This window comes from Nonomuraea sp. MTCD27 (genome assembly GCF_041950495.1).
Classification (GTDB): Bacteria; Actinomycetota; Actinomycetes; order Streptosporangiales; family Streptosporangiaceae; genus Nonomuraea.
Genome location: NZ_JBGNUW010000003.1, coordinates 498,498 through 513,306, shown reverse-complemented (window position 1 = coordinate 513,306; position 14,809 = coordinate 498,498). Strand labels below are relative to the sequence as shown.

Sequence of the window (14,809 nt, the reverse complement as noted above, 5' to 3'; positions counted from 1 at the left end):
CGTGCCCGTCAACGAGAAGCTCATGGAACTCGGCTCGTGGAACATCGAGCTGATCGACGAAACCCCCAAGACGGTACTCGACCAGATCGCCTATTTCGGCCACATCGCCTTTATCCCGGGCCGCGTCGAACCCGCCCAGTACGGCGACGAGCTGCTCGACATGGCCCGGTACGTCGGCGTCGTCATGGGCAAGTCGGTCGATCACATCCGCAAGGTCGTGTCCGGCCAGGGCATGAACGTGTGGCTCGCCGACTCGGACGGCAAAGGCGACGTCCTGGAGACACCCGTCGTCATCACCAGCGAAACGTTCCCGAACGCAATCCGGGAGATCCTGGGCGCCGGCACCGACGTCATCGAAGGCACCCTCTACTCAGTGCCCGGCACCTACAGCGGCACGCACGTCTTCGAGTCCAAGCGCAAGGCGGTCGACTTCATCTGCAAGTCGAAGAACGCCGAGTGGCGGGTGAACAACCGCGCCGAACTGGATGCCGGCCTGGCGGAGGATCTGTACAACGAGGTGCCGGACACCGTCATCGTCCGGCGTCGTCCGAATCGTCATACGGATGGCGATGACCTAACCATTCACGGCCTGCGCGGGGACATGGGCGTCGCGGAGGACGTCAAGGACTGGACGAGCAAGGTCATCCTCTTGGCGGAGGGTGAGGGCACGGCGATCGCGACGGCCACGGCCACGAATCCTGCTGTGCCGTACCGTGATCTGCGCGGCCAGCTGGTGCGGCGAGTGCGGGTGATCTCGGAGTCTACGACCGCGCCGGGGAATGCTCAGGCTCGCGCGGACTACCAGCTCGGCAAGTATGTGACGCCGCGCGCGGCGATGACGCTGACCACTGACGACTACGACGTGAGCGGCGCGTTCGCGATCGGCGATTGGGCGTACGTCTACGATCCGGAGTCCGGTCTGGTGGATCCGGGTGTCGAGGTCACGTTTCGTGGTGAACGGCTGAATCCGATCAGGTTGCGGATGGTCGGGGCGAGCTGGCCTGTGCGGCGCGGTATGACGGTCGCGTACCGGGACAAGGACGGCGGCTGGCTGGATCTGACGCCGTACGTGCAGTTCGAGGGCGGGGAGACGACTGTCACGGTCGGGGACCTGCTGCGTGCGCTGTCGGACGGCGGCGTGGAGCCGGTCGGGCCCAGGCCGATACCCGACTCGACGATCCCGGGCGTGGTGTCGTGGGATCTGCCGTTCGAGTCGGGCGTCTACCTGGGCAGCGACGGCAGTACGCGCGCGCGGATGCTGGTCCGCTGGGATCTGCCGTTGAACGTGGACGGGTCGACGATCCTGGACGGCGACCACTACGAGGTGCAGTACGCGGTCAGCCCGGCCGCCGGTGAGTGGCAGACGGCGTACGCGCCGTGGGGCGACCTTCAGGCTATGGTCCAGGATTTGACGCCGGGCATCGACTACGACTTCCGCATCCGCGCCGTCGACTCCAGCGGGAACCAGGGCGCGTGGAGCGTGACGCAGACGGAGCAAACCAACGCCGACACCATCGCCCCGTCCACTCCGGCGCCGCCGTCAGTGGCCGGATCTTTGATCGCCGTGCAAATCACGCACACCCTCGGCAAGAGCACGGGCGGCACCTACAACCTGGAACTGGACTTGCACCACCTTGAGGTGCATGTGGGTGCGACCGCCGGTTTCACGGCGGATTCGACCACGTTGAAGGGCTCGGTCAGCGCGCGCGCGGGGATGATCGCCGCCGGGATTCCGGCGGTGGGCACGGTTCCGGTGGCGGAGACGACGGCGCGATGGGTGAGGGTGGTTGCGGTGGATGAGGCCGGTAACCGGTCTGCGGCGTCGAGCGCGGTGACGGCGACCGCCCAGTTGATCGACGACGCCCACATCTCGAACCTGACCGTGTCCAAGCTGCTGGCCGGGACGTTGAACGCCGACATCGTGCTCGGCGCCCGCATCAAGACGGCCGACACGGGCCAGCGCGTCGAGATGAACACCAACGGCGTCCAGATGTTCAACGCGGCCGGAACACAGCTGGTCAGCCTGGCGCCGACCGGCGTCTTCTTCCTGCGGTCGGCGACGACCGGGGCCAGATTCGACTTCTCCACCGTCACTGGCTTCCAGGCGTTCGATGCAGGCGGCACTCGAACGGTTCACCTCGACGTGGACGGCTCGTTTGAGATCCGATCTGCGGCGTCCGGATCACGCATCCACCTGGACGGGACAGGCTTCTACGCCTACAACAGCAGCAACCAGCAGACGGTCAACATCCCAGCGTCCACCGGGGCGCCGACGTTCGTTGGCCAGATCTCCACTGGGTTCTCCGGCAACCGGATCATCTTCAACCCGACCGGATCGCCTTGGCCGTCCATCTATTTCGCCCCTGCGACGGGCACCAACTACGCCAGCATCCAAAGCCAGCCCGCCACGAACAACAACGTCACCATGTATGCGGAGTCGTCCACCGACTCCATCACCAACGACAAATCGGTCTACCAGGTCGCCCCCAACTTCTTCTACGCAGCGCAGATGCGGTCCACGTCCGGCGGCGACTACCAGTCCGAGATGTTCTTGAAGAACGACGAGATCAGGTTCAACTGGCGCGGCATCGCCTCGTCGGCGAACGACCACAACCTCACCTGTACGGACGCCGGTTGGAGGGTGGACGGGGCGTCGATCAAGTCGTTCGTCATCGACCACCCCGTTCACGCGGACCGCTATCTGGTGCACGCCTGCACCGAGAGTCCAGTACCAGGCGTCGAGTACTGGGGCGAAACCGTGCTCGACGGCGACGGGTGCGCCGTGGTCGAACTGCCCGGCTACTTCGAGGCGCTCACGAAGAAGGACGGCCGGTACGTGGCCGTCAACACATGCTCGGACGGGATCCGCAACGCGTCCGCCACCTACCCACAGGACGGCAAGTTCATGATTCACGGCGGGCCCGGGCTGCGCGTCACCTGGCTGGTGAAGGCGATCCGCGCCGACGCGGACATGGTGGTCGAGCCTCGCCGCGACGAGATCGACGTGTACGGGGACGGCCCGTACCGGTACGCAATCCCGAAGGAGTCCCGTGGATAACCAGCTCTCCGTCCCCGTCGAAGCGGTCGCCCAGGCCATCGCCGACCAGCGCAACGCCGCGCTGGATCAGGCCGCCCAGTGGCAGGCGCTCGCCCAGCAGATGATGGCCGAACGCGACCAGCTCGCCGCCGAACTGGACAAGCTCCGCGCCGACGCGGTCAACTAAGCGTCCACTCGCCCTTCTGCTTCGCGAAACCACTGTCCAACCCAAACTGCAGCTTCGCCAACTTCGCACCCTCCGGAACCTCGAACACGATCACACCCTTGCGCGAATCCCCCTTGTTGATCGTCGCCGAGCCGCCGAACGACTGCCCCTCCTGCACCGTGCGGAACGTCGTCCGATACTGCTGGCCCTCACCGTCGATCAGCATCGCCCCGTTCGTCGGAGAGTCGCTGTACACCGCGTCACCGGCATTCGCCAACGTCAACTCGACGGCAACGAGCCGGTTACCCGTCTGAGGCTTCGAGAACTGGTCGCCCGTGGCCGGGTCAACAACGCGGGTCACGGTCACCTGCATCTTCAGCCCAGGGTCCATGCCCTCCAAAGTGATCGACCCGCCGACCGTGGCCGTGAGCTGCTCCTGCTGCGCCGGTTCGGACTGTTCCTGCTGCTGCGGCGGCGCGGTTGTGTTCTCGACGGCGGCCGGCGGACTGGAGCCGGGCGCCCGGGACGGCACAGTCATGTTGGGCGAGTCGGCCTCGGTCACGATGCTCTCCCGGCCGCCGGAGTCGGCCAGAACCAGCACCACGGCGGCGCACCCGCCGAGCAGCAGAAGCGGGATTCCGATCGCGAGGGCGAGGATCAGCCCAAGGTTGCTGCGCTTCGGAGGCGGCGGCGGGGTGGGCGGCTGGTAGCCGTACCCGGGCTGCTGGGGGCCGCTGTACCCGTAGGGCTGAGATGGGGGCTGCTGACCGTACGGGTCTTGCGGCTGGGACGGATAGCCCATGGTGCGACTCCAGAGATGTGAGCGGACGCTGTGGGACGTTCCAAGCATGCGCCCGGTTGGCAAAGATCACCTGTCCGGATGCGGACACCCCAGTGCCGTGCCGCCCGCTCGTCGAGGGTGCTGGGAGCGGGCGGCACACCCACCGGCAGGAAGAGGGGCGACGTGCGACACCTCCAGGCGCTCCGACAGCGTGTCGGCCGACGCGGAGCCGCCCTCCTCTTCTTCGCCCTCCTCGACATCATCTACGCCGCCAGCCTCACCACCGCCCCACCCAACGGCCCGTACCTGTTCCTTGATTCGCTGATGCCACTCTCCACGTGGGCCAGCATTTGGGCCTGCGTCGGAGGCCTGTGCGCAATCCAGGCATTCGTTGTCACCGACCGGGTGGCATTCGCCGCCGCCTCCGCGCTCAAAGTCGTGTGGGGGCTGACACAACTCCTCGGATGGATGTTCGGCGAGATTCCACGCGGCTACGTCGCCGCCGCTGTCTGGCTGGCATTCGCGGCGTTCGTGCAAGTCATCGCCGGCTGGCAGGAACCACCTCGCCGAGGAGTGTGATGGATTCGAGCGTCGTGGTCGCGATCGTCGTAGGGCTCTCCGGCATCGTCGGAGCATGGTTCTCCGCGCGGGCGGCAACCAAGGCGGCGATGAGGAAGACCGACTCCGAGGAGCGGGTGGCGCTCCAGCAGATCGAGGCAGGGGCGTTCGGCCGGGCCAAAGAGTTCTACGAGTCCACCCTCGCTGGCATGAAGGCGGAGCTCACGCGTCAGGCGCAGCAGATGCAGCGGGAGATCGACCAGCAGGCGGTGCAGATCGGCAGGCTGCAACGCAAGGTCAACCGACAGGAGCGGATCATCAGCGCGTGGGGCGACCAGATCACCCGGGCTGGTCTGGTGCCGGTGAGCGTTCCCGACGACAGCCCCTGAGCGGGCCATAAGAGGCCGTGACCTCGGCGCGGCCCAACACCTTACCGATGAAAGGAAGGGGCGCCGATGAGGCAGAACGAAGCCGAACTAGTCGTGGCCCGCGTCAACCGGCGCGAGCCCGGCCCGACAGAGGCCGACGAAGAGCAGGTGCTCGAGCAGCGGTTCGGCGAGCCGGACGCAGACGGCATCTACCGGGGTGAACTGAGGTGACCGCGGCGAGCATGCTGGCCGTCGCCCGCGCCGACCTCGGCCTGGCCGGGCGGCCCAACCGGATCACCCGGGACTACGCCGAACGGCACGGACCCGCCTTCCTCGCCGCGCCCTGGTGCAACATGGCAATCACCTGGTGGGCGCGCAAATCCGGCAACATGAACGCCGTCCTGCCCGCCGGGGACAGGGCGTACACGGTGTGGCACGCCGAAGACGGCAAGGATCGCGGCCTGTGGCATTCCGGCACCGCGACCAACCTGAAACGGCATGCCCGGCCGGGCGGCATCGTGTACTTCGACTGGGCCGGCACCAACACCATCGGCGCCATCGACCACGTCGGGCTGATCGAAGAAGTGCTCGACGACGGCCGGGTCATCACGATCGAAGGCAACACCGGCGACGTGTGCAAACGCCGAGTCCGGGCGGCCGACGTGATCGCCGGGTTCTGGAACCCGCCGTACAAGACCAGCAGCAAACCGTCCGCCCCGCCGGCGGCGGCGACCGTCTCGGAGGATCTCGTGGCCAAGCTGCCCGTGCTGTCGAAGGGCGCCGACAGCTTCGACGTCAAAACGGTCCGCGGCTGCCTGTTCGCCCGCGGCGGCCTTAACCCGGCCAGCTACGGCGACCCGGAAGGGCTGCAGGAGTGGCTGGAGCGGAAAGACTTCGATGCCGCCTTGGATTCGGATGTGAAGGCGTTTCAGCGGTCGAAGAAGTTGAAGGTGGACGGCGTTGTCGGGCCTCGCACCTGGGCTGCGCTGCTGCGCGTGAAGTAGCCCCGGCTTCCCCCTCTGGCTGGCCGGCCCCCGAGCCCGGCCCACCCTGCGGAGACCCGTGCTGGTCTCCGCTTTTTCATGCACCCAACCCCGAGGAGAACCTCGTGCGCACCAAACTGCTGGCCGTACTGGCTGGCCTCGCCCTCGTTTTCAGCGTGGCCGCGGCCACACCGGCGGCCGCCGCCGACGTTGCCGGACTGGAGTTCGGCCAGATCGGCTACAACGCGTACGGCCCGGATCGGCCGTGGAATCGCAACCAGGAGTTCATCGACATCCGCAACGGCAGCGCCGAGCCGGTGAATGTGAAGGGTCTGCGCGTCGAGGACGCGTGGGCGCACGGCCGCGGCGACGGAGCCGGCCAGTGCAACAACTTCACCGTCACGTCCCTGCCCGGGGTGACCGTCGTCGACGACAAGGTGCTGCTGCAGCCGGGCCACACGATCCGCGTCTACGCAGGCACCGGCACCCCGGCGGTGTTCGGCGACGGCATGATCCACGCCGTCTACATGAACCACAACACGGGGTGCGGCTACTACGGCCACTTCCTCAACAACTCGGCGCAGAAGGATCGCGGCGCGCCGTGGGACACCGTGTGGATGAACCTCGCCGGCGCGTCCGAGTCGAAGTCGTACAACTTCTCTCGCGGCTACACCGTCAACTGACCGGCCTGGCCGCCCTCTATGCGCCCGCAGCCCTTCCGTGTCTCCCGGGGCTGCGGGTTCCTCATTTCCACCCTCAAATGAGCCTTCACCCCTTTGGGAGGGGACATGTCCAATCCCACTAGCGATCTGTCCGAGAACAAGTCGGAGCTCACCGGCGAGCCCGCCGTCTACGCGGCGTTCGTCGCAGCCGTCGTGCAGGCCGCCGCCGCATTCTTCCTGCCGCTCACCGACAATCACGTTGTGCTCATCAACGCTGCGGTGCTCGCCGCGGCGGGCGTCTGGGTGGCGTTCAAGACCCGCGCCGTGGATGGCGGCGGCTCCATCAAGGCGGCGCTGCTGGGCTTCGTGCAGGCGGTGATGTCGGTGGCGATCGCGTTCGGCTGGGACGCCAGCGACAAGCAGACGGCGGCGGTGATGTTGCTCGTCAGCATGGGCGTCACGGCGTGGATCCGGCAGACGTCGACGCCGAATCCGCCGGTCGGCAGGGGCGTGCACGCGGGCCAGGATCTGCCGTCGCTGTAGAAGCGTCCCGCGCCGCCTTGCCCACAACTCTGCGCGCGCGGGATCGTCCGCCGCCGGACTGTTGACGGGACTCACGGTCCGGCGGCGGACACAAGGAATGCCCCACCTGCCCTCCGGGGCGGGTGGGGCATCTTCGTGTTGTGCGCTATTCGCCGATCTTTTTGGCGTACAGGGTGACCAGCGTGTCCGTGCCTACCTTCCGCCCCGCCGCAGGCGACTGCTTGGTGACGACCCAGTTGCGGTCGTACACCTGCAGCCGGTTCTGCCCGGTGGCGTCCTGGTCGTCCAGCACGTAGAAGCCTGCCGCCTGCAGCGTGTCCTGGCCTTCCTGGAGGTTCATGCCGACCACGTTCGGCAACTTCTTCTTCGCTACCGGGGCCTCGCTCGGGGCCGCGTCCTGCTTGGGCGCGTCAGTCTCGTCGGGGCTGGTGGCGGCGGTTGGCGTGGCCTGTACGGTCGCCGTGACGGTCTCTACGGGGGCGGCCGGCGAAGTGCCGTTGCCGCAAGCGGTGAGGCATGCGGTGGCGAGGACGGCTAGAGCGATGCGCTTGAGCAACGTGCACTCCTGTACGTGGCGGGGATGGAACGTGACAGGAGTTGAGACTCCCTAATCCGTGATCAGGTTGTCACGGAGCGCTTCCATTTCCTGGATGCGCCAGCTCCGCATGCATCTGCCGCACTTCCTGCCGCATCCACTCCGGAGGCTGCTCTCCCGCCGCGAGGAGCAGTAGTAGCCGCTCTGCCGGGTCCATGTCCGCCCACACCTGGCGGAGGTCTTCGTGGGGTGCCTGCTCGCTGTTCATCCGCACATGGTGGCCCCGGTGCGTGATCGCTGGCAGGCGTGTCGGAAAAATCCCCTGTTGAGCACGGCGGGCCGGTGCTCGGTTCGTACAGGTGTGCGGTCTAGGATCCGGGGTCGGACCACGAACGGGGAGAGCCATGGCCGACGACATCACACTGCCTGACGACCTGATCCAACTGCGGAAGGACTTCCTCGCCGCTCAAGCCCGGCTCTCCGCTGCCGGCCGAGCGATACCCGCGCATGCTGCCGTGATGGCGCTCGAAGCAGAGCCGGCCAGCGAGGAGCAGTTGCAGGAGTGGCGGGCGCTGCAGGAGGAGTGCCGACGCCTGGCTCTCGAGATCGACCGGCACCCGTACTGGGCGAAGGCGCCCGACCGGAAGGCGGCGCGGAAGGCGCTGGACGCCATCACCGAGTGACCGGGCCTGGTCTACGATCGGGTTTCCACCTGTACCACCTGGGGCGCTCATGGACATCCCAGAAGACCTGATCGCAGCATGGCGCGCGTTCGAGGCCGCCACCGCCGAAGTTGAACAGATGCTCGCCCTCCTGCCGACCGGTGCCGACATCGCAACCGGGAAGGCGGGCATCTCCGAGGAGCCGTGGGTGGCGCTCGCGCAGGCGCAGGCCCGGCAGCATGAAGCCACGGCGGCGCTGTGGGCCATCCGTGGCAGGCGGCGGTGACGGGCCGAAGGATGCGGCGTAGCGTGGCCGGCATGGGCGAATACCTGGTCGGGCCGGACGGGCTGCGCGTCGAACCCGTCCAGCTCACGCCCGGCTCGGCCCACTGGATTTTCGCCCGCATGGTGGAACCGGCCGCCCGGCCGGGCGAGGTCTGGTACCGGGTGACCCGCGGCGGGGCTGCGGTCGGCGGCGGGTATTTCCAGCTCGACCAGCTGCAGGAGATCGTCAACCTGGCGGATTTGCGGGCCCCCGAGCAGGCGGGCGAGGAGTCCGCGTAGAAGGGCCCCGGCCGCGCGGCGAGGGCGCGACCGAGGCCCGAACGTAGATCACGGCGGTTTACAGGTCGGGCGGCATGTTGTAGCGGGCGTGGAACGCCTCCATCCAGCACACCGCCAGCGCCGCCAGGCAGGTGACCTCCCCGTAGATGCGCCGCTCCTGCTCGTCGCGCACGGCCGCGGGCGCCGGCTCGTACGCCTCCTCCGCGAGCTTGCCGAGCACGCCCATCATGGCCACGACGCGAGGCCGCTCCAGCTCGTACAGGTCGGCGCCGCGAGGCCGGCCGCTGAGCTTGTCGCGCTCCCGCGAGATGTCGTCGTAGGCGGCGCTTCGCCTCAGCTTGGTGGCGTGCTCCTGGACGGCTTCGACGATGAACTCGGCAACCCGCCTGGGGCTATTGCCTGCGTCGAGAACCTCGATGTGCAGGTCGTTCTCGTCACCGCCGACGATCGCCCAGGATCCTTGCTCATCCTTGTGCGGGTTGGCCTCGCCGGGCACCACGCGCCAGGACGTCAGGTCAACGCCGCCGATCTGCTCGAAAGCGGGTATCGCAGTCTCCATTGCAGCCTTTCCTTTGACGGTTGGGCCCGGGGGCGGCTGGCCGCGCCGCACAACCGCCCCCGGAGATCGAGAGGACTGTCACGTCCCTTTAGCCGTGGATACAGAACAGGTGCTTCGGCTTGCCGCCGATCACGATCGCGGCCTCCCGGTCGGCGTCGGTGAGCATCTTCTGGTCGGCCTCGGGCGCGATGTAGACCTCGCCGGCGCGCTCCATCGCCCGCAGGGTGTCGTCCACCAGGTCGCGGTCCAATCCGGCGAGCTGGGCGCGCAGCTTGGCGATGCTGCACCATTCGGGGTCCCACGCGTTCGGCGTTGCGATGCTGGCGTACGCCTCGCGGATCCGGTCCTTCACTGCCGCCGGGCGAGGTTTGGCGGGTTCGGCGGCCGCGGCGGCGATCGGGGTGAGCACCCACCGGCCACCCTCCTTTCGGCCGGTGTAGCCGTGCTGCTCGATGTCGCCCGTCTTCAGCCACTGGTAGACGGTGCCGACGCTGACGCCCAACCGCGCGGCAACCGACTTGGCGGTGCAGGTAGACGTGTCACCCATGCCGGTCCTCCCTGAGGGGCTGGCTTCCGCCGTCGTGGGGGCGGCGGCTTGGTTGAGGGACGTGACAGCTGGTTGGGTGGCGCCTACAGCGGCGAGGGCTTTGCGTGCCCTGCACAGCCTCTGCCGGGCGGCCTGCGCCTCCCGGGTGGCGCTGTGCCCGCCCGGGCAGCGGCGGCCGCCTTCGTCCTTGGCTCGACACACAGAGCCTCCTCAGGCGGCCAGAACAGGCTTGGATGCGCGATATTCGGTGTCCAGGTCGGCGGCCGGTACAGCGCGCCGGCAGTGGTTGCACCGGTACATGACGGGCCCTTCGTCGAGCGCCGTCAGGCAGCGCGGGCAGGGCTGCTGATGCTTCCCCACGGGGATCCTCCTTCGAGAGATGAGAGAGGGGGCGCGGCCGCGGCGGGTGGCTGTTCGTCCGCCGCGGCGCACCTCCGTCCCGGCTATGCGGCCTTCGCGGTCGCGGTGTTGACGGCGGCAGCCAAGTTGCTGCCCGGCTTGAACGTGACGACCGTCTTCGCCGGCGTGTCGACGACCCGGCCGGCCAGATGGTTGAACCGCGACTTGGCCGGCGTCGCCCGCGTCTTGAAGCCGCCGAACCCGGTGATCGCGACCTGGCCGCCGGCCGCGAGGGTTTCCTGGATGATGTTCAGGGTGGCGGAGACTGCGGCGGCGGCCTGCTTCGGGTCGAGGTCGGCGCGGTCGGCCACCTTGGCGGCGAGTTCCTGCTTGTTCACGGTGTTCTCCTTCGTTGAGATGGGTGGGCTCCGCTTGTGCGGAGGCTCCGGGCGACCGCCCGACCCCGGGGAGCCGGGCGGTCGCCCGCAGCCGCCGCTACGACGGCCGCGACTCGGTGCGCGCCCCTTTCAGGCACGCCGGGTACGCCATCGACCGCCAGCGCGTGCAGGCGTCGACCTGGCCCGGCGTTACCGTCCGCTCGAACGCGGACGGCCGGTTGAGCACGCCGACCATTAGCGTCGGCCCGCCCCGGGTCGGGTATTTCACTCCCATGACGACCCCTGCCGGGTCGGTGAGCGACGCGGGCGGCGGGCAGGCCGGCGGTGTGGACAGCGACATGGCGAGCACGGCCAGGGTGAGCATCCTCATCGGGTGGTCCTTTCGCGTGCGGCTGGGGGCGACTGGATGGCGACCATCAGGTGCGGGAGCCGCAGCCGCAACGCCCGGCCAGCGCGCATGCCCGCGTTCGAGGCGTGGCTGCTGGCCGGCCAGCGGGGCTGGGACGCGCCGGCGAGCCACACCAGCCCCCGGATCCCGAGGCAGGACAGGACCGCGAGGGCGGCGCCCGCGATGAGGCATGCGAAGGTCATCTGTTTCCTCCGTCAGCGGTTCAGGGTGTACAAGTTGCGGCCGGCGCGCAGCACGGCGCCGTCTACGTCGATGAGCTCGCCGAGAGCGTTGCGGACCGTGCCGACCTTGACCTCTCGTCCGCCGTCCTGGTTGACGAGGTCGAGGATCTCCTCCGCGGTCAACGGCTCCTCGGTAGTGCCCAAGGCGTCCAGGACCCGGTCCGGCGTCCGCGGTTTCCCTCCGCCGCCTCCGCCGGAGGTCGCCTTGGCGGCCTGCTGCTTCTCGGCGTACTCGTCGCGCAGCGCCTGGCACAACACCGCCATAGCGGCCGGGTCGTGGCGGGCGGCGTACGCTGGCCCCGCCGCATCCCACGACGTCTCTTCCAGCCGGGCCGGCTCCCCCGGCCCGTACAAGGCGAGGATCTCCGGGTCCAACCCGGGCAACGGTTCGATGGAGCCGATCCGCCAGTGCCGCATCAGGCTGGTCGGCGTCGAGCTGGATAGCAGGTACGCGGTGCCTTGCGTGTCGCAGAAGTCGTCATCGTCGTCGACTTGCTGGTCAAACTGGCTGCGCAACAGGACGGGCTTGAACTGCTTAGGGATCGGCGTGGGTTGCACCCCGGGCTGCAGCAGGCCGTCCGCGACCAGCTGGGCCATCATTGACGACGACCAGCGCAGCAGGACGACCTCGCCCTCTTTCAGCATCCCCCGCAAGGTGTCGGAGCCGCCGAGCTCTTCCAAGTGGCTGGCCTGGGCGTCCAGCTCGATGCCGATACCGACGCTGCGCCCCGTACGGCCCAGCTCTTTGACCAGGTAGGTGCCTTCATCGCGGTACGGGGCGCCCCGCTCCAGCAGCCGGTTGGCCTCATCGATCCGCACCGACATGAGCGGGTCCGGGTCGCCGATCAGGAAGGCGTTGCGGCCCAGCGCCGCATACCTGCGCTGCCGGGCCTCGCCGACGGCGACCGCCGACCGCAGCATCAGGATGACCTCCTCCTGGCTGGTGGCACGCCAGTCGACCTGGCCCTCAGATTCGGGGGCGGACTGGCCGCCCTTCAGGTCGCCGTACAGGGACACGATCCGGTTGCGCTTCTCGCAGGCGAGCGTGTACTGGACGGTGCGGGACTTGCCGGCGCCGGTGGTGCCGATGACGAACGCCCGCTGCGCGGAGCCGGTGCGCTTGTCGAACAGCCTGCGGTGGGCGGGGCGGCCGTTGTGGTGGCGGCCGACCACGATCCGGCCGTACCGGTCCATCAGCATGTCGGCGGGCGACGGCGGCGGCATGACGGCGAGCGGGTTGGACGGGTAGACGGTGACAATGGCGCGGCTGCCGGAGGTTTCGACGACGACGCGGGCCGGGTCGTCCGTGACGCCCAGCGCCGAGCACAGCGCCTCGTGGTTGAACTTGACGATCTGGCCGGGCGGCGCCTCCAGCATCAGCTCGACGATCTCGCCCTCGGGGATCGCGACCACGGCCACGTCTCAGCCCTCCTCGTCCGGGTGGACGGCGGGCCGGCCGGTGCGCACGCCCGTCAGCACGGTGCCGGGCATCGCGGTGGGGGCGATCCGGTTGGCCCACACGGCGGCCGGGCCGCGGTCCTCGTCCGGTTGGCCTACCTGCAGCAGCCGGACGCCGGCGCCGCGGCCGGGCACCGGCCCGATCGAGATGTCGTCTTCGGGGACGTCCATCAGCGCGCTCAAATCCTTGATCGGAATGTTCGGTACCGGCTTGCCGGGCATGGTGGATCGGATGATGGCGCGCATCGCCGTCTCGCCGGTCCGCTCCACGGCCTCCAGCGCCGTGGCGGGCCCGGGCCCGCCCGCGATGGCCACGGTGTGGGCCCACCAGCCGGCGGCCGGGTGGTCGCACCCCGGCTCCGGCGCGGGCGGCGCAGCCACCTCGAGGGAGCGGGACCGGGGCGGCGACACCATGCGGCGACCGACCCAGGCCGGGCGCAACGCCCACACCCCGGCCGTCCACACCGCGAGCGCGGCGGCCTCGACGGGCGTGGCCACGGGGTGGATGCCGGGGGTGAACTGCTCGACAACGAGGAGCGCGGCCAGGCTGGTCCCGGGCATCAGGTACAGGACGGTCGCGGTCGCCTTCTGATGGCCGTCCGGCTTCCACAACCGCAGGCTGACCAGCCCACCCAGGGTGAGTGCCGCCGTGCCCATCAGGCCGACGCCGGTCACGTCCCCGGTGAACAGCCCGGCCGCTGCCGCCGCGGCGCCTGCGAGCGTGGCCAGGCGGCCCGTCGCGCTGCGCACCACGTCGACGCGGCGACGCGCCCGGTTGAGGGCGGCCCAGTCAGCCGGGAACGGCACCTCGACCTTCGCCAGCGGCGGCGGAGCAGCAGAACGGGCCACGATCGTCTCCCTTCAGCTCAGCGGTTGCTGAGGAACTCGGCATGCGGCATCGGCACCGGCATGGCGTGGATGGCGTCGGCGACCGGCCCGTAGTCGGCCTGGTGGGCGTCGGACGCCCGCTGGAACATGGCCGACAGGTCCTCGGTTTCGGCGGCCATCGCGTCGGCAAGTCCGAGGACGCCGCGCATGACGGCGGCGGCCTGGTGGTGCTCGCCCACCGTGTCCGGGTCGACTTCGAGGCTGGCCATCTGCTCGGCCAGCCTGTCCACGCTGGTTGAGCAGCCCTCCACGTACCGGTAGGTGGAGCGCACCTGCTCGGCCAAGCCGCGCAGTTTGATGCTGGCCATGGTGAGCTGGGCGACGACGATGGTGTACCGGACCGCCTTCTCGATGAGCCCGCCACTGGCGGCGACCACCTCGCCGGTGCGTCCGCCTTCAATTTCGTGCATGTCGGGGCCTCCTACTCGTTGTGGTAGTCGCGCTCGGCGGGCCGGGTGTGGCCGTAGTCGCGGGTGACGTCGGCCGGCGGCCGGTAGATGGCGGCCGCGTTGGACCCGGCGACGGAGATGGCTTCGGCCGCGGCGGGCAGCCCGTCGGCGATCGCCAGCGCGCGGGCGCGGACGGTGCCGGTCTTCTCCATCAGTTGGATCAGCCATCCCGCCAGCAGGCCGGGCACCTTCAACTCGACGACCTTGGCGTGGACGGTTTCCAGCCGCGTGTACAGCTGCTCGCAGCCGTCGGCGGTCGCCCGCGCCTCGCCGCCGCCCGCCGTGATCTCCTCGGCCATGTCGGCGTCGGCTTCGATCACGTCGTAGATGGTGACCTCGGCGTCGCCGTATTGGGTGGTCGGGACGTTGGCCACGGGCCGGGCTCCGTTCATCGGGGTCGGGGGGCCGCTCGGCGTCGGACCGCCGCCGGAACTGCGGGACGTCGTCGGTGCTGCGGAGCCGGGGGGAAGCTCTGGCCATCCGGCAGCCGGAGCGCCGGTGAGGCCCGCGGGTTCCGCGCGGTGGCCACGGGCCGGGTTGTCGACCCGCTCCGCATACTCAACCCGCACCGTCCGGTCGGCGCCGGGCGGAGGCCGCATCCCCCACCCGGGAGGCGGAGGAGGTGGCGCACCTTCGTAGCCTGGGGCGCCGGCCCAAGTGCGGCTTGACCATGCGCGCTTCC

The 14,809-nt window shown here is 69.3% G+C and carries 23 protein-coding genes; 11 read left to right on the top strand and 12 right to left on the bottom strand.

The window, feature by feature from the left end; all coding sequences use genetic code 11:
• Nucleotide 1 precedes the first annotated feature (1 nt).
• A complete protein-coding gene (locus ACBJ59_RS10560) occupies nucleotides 2-3,058 on the top strand; it encodes a hypothetical protein (RefSeq protein ID WP_375109967.1) in 3,057 nt (1,018 codons plus the stop codon).
• Complete coding sequence (locus ACBJ59_RS10555) at nucleotides 3,051-3,224, top strand: hypothetical protein (RefSeq protein WP_375109966.1); 174 nt, start codon at nucleotides 3,051-3,053, stop codon at nucleotides 3,222-3,224. Before ACBJ59_RS10560 ends, ACBJ59_RS10555 begins: the two co-directional genes overlap by 8 nt.
• Here the strand turns inward: ACBJ59_RS10555 and ACBJ59_RS10550 are convergent.
• Nucleotides 3,217-4,005 (bottom strand): DUF4352 domain-containing protein, encoded by a 789-nt coding sequence (locus tag ACBJ59_RS10550; RefSeq protein ID WP_375109965.1) that lies wholly within the window; start codon nucleotides 4,003-4,005, stop codon nucleotides 3,217-3,219. The genes ACBJ59_RS10555 and ACBJ59_RS10550 overlap by 8 nt on opposite strands.
• A gap of 162 nt (nucleotides 4,006-4,167) precedes the next feature.
• On the opposite strand from ACBJ59_RS10550, the gene ACBJ59_RS10545 reads away from it, so the two are divergent.
• The 6 genes from ACBJ59_RS10545 (at nucleotide 4,168) to ACBJ59_RS10520 (ending at nucleotide 7,098) form a co-directional block, all read left to right on the top strand.
• Nucleotides 4,168-4,563, top strand: a complete 396-nt coding sequence (locus tag ACBJ59_RS10545; protein WP_375109964.1) for a hypothetical protein — start codon at nucleotides 4,168-4,170, stop codon at nucleotides 4,561-4,563.
• A complete protein-coding gene (locus ACBJ59_RS10540) occupies nucleotides 4,563-4,931 on the top strand; it encodes a hypothetical protein (RefSeq protein WP_375109963.1) in 369 nt (122 codons plus the stop codon). The genes ACBJ59_RS10545 and ACBJ59_RS10540 overlap by 1 nt, the downstream gene beginning before the upstream one ends.
• 66 nt (nucleotides 4,932-4,997) lie before the next feature.
• Nucleotides 4,998-5,141, top strand: coding sequence for a hypothetical protein (locus ACBJ59_RS10535; protein WP_375109962.1), 144 nt, complete (start codon nucleotides 4,998-5,000; stop codon nucleotides 5,139-5,141).
• An 11-nt stretch (nucleotides 5,142-5,152) separates the two neighbouring features.
• Nucleotides 5,153-5,914: a peptidoglycan-binding protein gene (locus tag ACBJ59_RS10530; protein ID WP_375109961.1), complete on the top strand. Its 762-nt coding sequence runs from the start codon at nucleotides 5,153-5,155 to the stop codon at nucleotides 5,912-5,914.
• Between the two features lie 104 nt (nucleotides 5,915-6,018).
• A complete protein-coding gene (locus tag ACBJ59_RS10525; protein ID WP_375109960.1) occupies nucleotides 6,019-6,576 on the top strand; it encodes a hypothetical protein in 558 nt (185 codons plus the stop codon).
• A 105-nt stretch (nucleotides 6,577-6,681) separates the two neighbouring features.
• A complete protein-coding gene (locus ACBJ59_RS10520) occupies nucleotides 6,682-7,098 on the top strand; it encodes a hypothetical protein (RefSeq protein ID WP_375109959.1) in 417 nt (138 codons plus the stop codon).
• Nucleotides 7,099-7,243: 145 nt separating this feature from the next.
• Here the strand turns inward: ACBJ59_RS10520 and ACBJ59_RS10515 are convergent, their stop codons facing one another.
• A complete protein-coding gene (locus ACBJ59_RS10515) occupies nucleotides 7,244-7,654 on the bottom strand; it encodes a PASTA domain-containing protein (protein WP_375109958.1) in 411 nt (136 codons plus the stop codon).
• A gap of 383 nt (nucleotides 7,655-8,037) precedes the next feature.
• Between ACBJ59_RS10515 and ACBJ59_RS10510 the strand changes: the two genes are divergently transcribed.
• The 3 genes from ACBJ59_RS10510 to ACBJ59_RS10500 are packed head-to-tail and all read left to right on the top strand — an operon-like array spanning nucleotide 8,038 to nucleotide 8,859.
• Nucleotides 8,038-8,316, top strand: coding sequence for a hypothetical protein (locus ACBJ59_RS10510; RefSeq protein WP_375109957.1), 279 nt, complete (start codon nucleotides 8,038-8,040; stop codon nucleotides 8,314-8,316).
• Nucleotides 8,317-8,365: 49 nt separating this feature from the next.
• Complete coding sequence (locus ACBJ59_RS10505) at nucleotides 8,366-8,581, top strand: hypothetical protein (RefSeq protein ID WP_375109956.1); 216 nt, start codon at nucleotides 8,366-8,368, stop codon at nucleotides 8,579-8,581.
• Between the two features lie 32 nt (nucleotides 8,582-8,613).
• The gene (locus ACBJ59_RS10500) at nucleotides 8,614-8,859 is read left to right on the top strand and encodes a hypothetical protein (protein ID WP_375109955.1); all 246 of its coding nucleotides are present in this window, start codon (nucleotides 8,614-8,616) and stop codon (nucleotides 8,857-8,859) included.
• 58 nt (nucleotides 8,860-8,917) lie between these two features.
• Here the strand turns inward: ACBJ59_RS10500 and ACBJ59_RS10495 are convergent, their stop codons facing one another.
• The 10 genes from ACBJ59_RS10495 to ACBJ59_RS10450 form a co-directional block, all read right to left on the bottom strand.
• Nucleotides 8,918-9,418 (bottom strand): hypothetical protein, encoded by a 501-nt coding sequence (locus ACBJ59_RS10495; protein WP_375109954.1) that lies wholly within the window; start codon nucleotides 9,416-9,418, stop codon nucleotides 8,918-8,920.
• An 88-nt stretch (nucleotides 9,419-9,506) separates the two neighbouring features.
• A complete protein-coding gene (locus ACBJ59_RS10490; RefSeq protein ID WP_375109953.1) occupies nucleotides 9,507-9,965 on the bottom strand; it encodes a helix-turn-helix domain-containing protein in 459 nt (152 codons plus the stop codon).
• A gap of 210 nt (nucleotides 9,966-10,175) precedes the next feature.
• A complete protein-coding gene (locus ACBJ59_RS10485; RefSeq protein WP_375109952.1) occupies nucleotides 10,176-10,325 on the bottom strand; it encodes a hypothetical protein in 150 nt (49 codons plus the stop codon).
• 83 nt (nucleotides 10,326-10,408) lie between these two features.
• The gene (locus tag ACBJ59_RS10480) at nucleotides 10,409-10,723 is read right to left on the bottom strand and encodes an HU family DNA-binding protein (RefSeq protein WP_375110217.1); all 315 of its coding nucleotides are present in this window, start codon (nucleotides 10,721-10,723) and stop codon (nucleotides 10,409-10,411) included.
• A 76-nt stretch (nucleotides 10,724-10,799) separates the two neighbouring features.
• Complete coding sequence (locus tag ACBJ59_RS10475) at nucleotides 10,800-11,072, bottom strand: hypothetical protein (RefSeq protein WP_375109951.1); 273 nt, start codon at nucleotides 11,070-11,072, stop codon at nucleotides 10,800-10,802.
• Nucleotides 11,069-11,293, bottom strand: coding sequence for a hypothetical protein (locus ACBJ59_RS10470; protein ID WP_375109950.1), 225 nt, complete (start codon nucleotides 11,291-11,293; stop codon nucleotides 11,069-11,071). The genes ACBJ59_RS10475 and ACBJ59_RS10470 overlap by 4 nt, the downstream gene beginning before the upstream one ends.
• A 12-nt stretch (nucleotides 11,294-11,305) precedes the next feature.
• Nucleotides 11,306-12,751, bottom strand: a complete 1,446-nt coding sequence (locus tag ACBJ59_RS10465) for a hypothetical protein (protein WP_375109949.1) — start codon at nucleotides 12,749-12,751, stop codon at nucleotides 11,306-11,308.
• 3 nt (nucleotides 12,752-12,754) lie between these two features.
• A complete protein-coding gene (locus tag ACBJ59_RS10460) occupies nucleotides 12,755-13,639 on the bottom strand; it encodes a hypothetical protein (RefSeq protein ID WP_375109948.1) in 885 nt (294 codons plus the stop codon).
• 17 nt (nucleotides 13,640-13,656) lie between these two features.
• Nucleotides 13,657-14,088 carry a hypothetical protein gene (locus ACBJ59_RS10455; protein WP_375109947.1) on the bottom strand — a complete coding sequence of 144 codons (432 nt, stop codon included), beginning with the start codon at nucleotides 14,086-14,088 and terminating at the stop codon, nucleotides 13,657-13,659.
• An 11-nt stretch (nucleotides 14,089-14,099) separates the two neighbouring features.
• The gene (locus ACBJ59_RS10450) at nucleotides 14,100-14,501 is read right to left on the bottom strand and encodes a hypothetical protein (RefSeq protein ID WP_375109946.1); all 402 of its coding nucleotides are present in this window, start codon (nucleotides 14,499-14,501) and stop codon (nucleotides 14,100-14,102) included.
• Between the last annotated feature and the right edge of the window lie 308 nt (nucleotides 14,502-14,809).

Coding starts and splice junctions, on each gene's coding strand:
- ACBJ59_RS10550 (WP_375109965.1), bottom strand. CDS start 4,005: ATGGGCTATCCGTCCCAGCCGCAAGACCCGTACGGTCAGCAGCCCCCA.
- ACBJ59_RS10540 (WP_375109963.1), top strand. CDS start 4,563: ATGGATTCGAGCGTCGTGGTCGCGATCGTCGTAGGGCTCTCCGGCATC.
- ACBJ59_RS10535 (WP_375109962.1), top strand. CDS start 4,998: ATGAGGCAGAACGAAGCCGAACTAGTCGTGGCCCGCGTCAACCGGCGC.
- ACBJ59_RS10530 (WP_375109961.1), top strand. CDS start 5,153: ATGCTGGCCGTCGCCCGCGCCGACCTCGGCCTGGCCGGGCGGCCCAAC.
- ACBJ59_RS10520 (WP_375109959.1), top strand. CDS start 6,682: ATGTCCAATCCCACTAGCGATCTGTCCGAGAACAAGTCGGAGCTCACC.
- ACBJ59_RS10510 (WP_375109957.1), top strand. CDS start 8,038: ATGGCCGACGACATCACACTGCCTGACGACCTGATCCAACTGCGGAAG.
- ACBJ59_RS10505 (WP_375109956.1), top strand. CDS start 8,366: ATGGACATCCCAGAAGACCTGATCGCAGCATGGCGCGCGTTCGAGGCC.
- ACBJ59_RS10500 (WP_375109955.1), top strand. CDS start 8,614: ATGGGCGAATACCTGGTCGGGCCGGACGGGCTGCGCGTCGAACCCGTC.
- ACBJ59_RS10495 (WP_375109954.1), bottom strand. CDS start 9,418: ATGGAGACTGCGATACCCGCTTTCGAGCAGATCGGCGGCGTTGACCTG.
- ACBJ59_RS10490 (WP_375109953.1), bottom strand. CDS start 9,965: ATGGGTGACACGTCTACCTGCACCGCCAAGTCGGTTGCCGCGCGGTTG.
- ACBJ59_RS10475 (WP_375109951.1), bottom strand. CDS start 11,072: ATGAGGATGCTCACCCTGGCCGTGCTCGCCATGTCGCTGTCCACACCG.
- ACBJ59_RS10470 (WP_375109950.1), bottom strand. CDS start 11,293: ATGACCTTCGCATGCCTCATCGCGGGCGCCGCCCTCGCGGTCCTGTCC.
- ACBJ59_RS10455 (WP_375109947.1), bottom strand. CDS start 14,088: ATGCACGAAATTGAAGGCGGACGCACCGGCGAGGTGGTCGCCGCCAGT.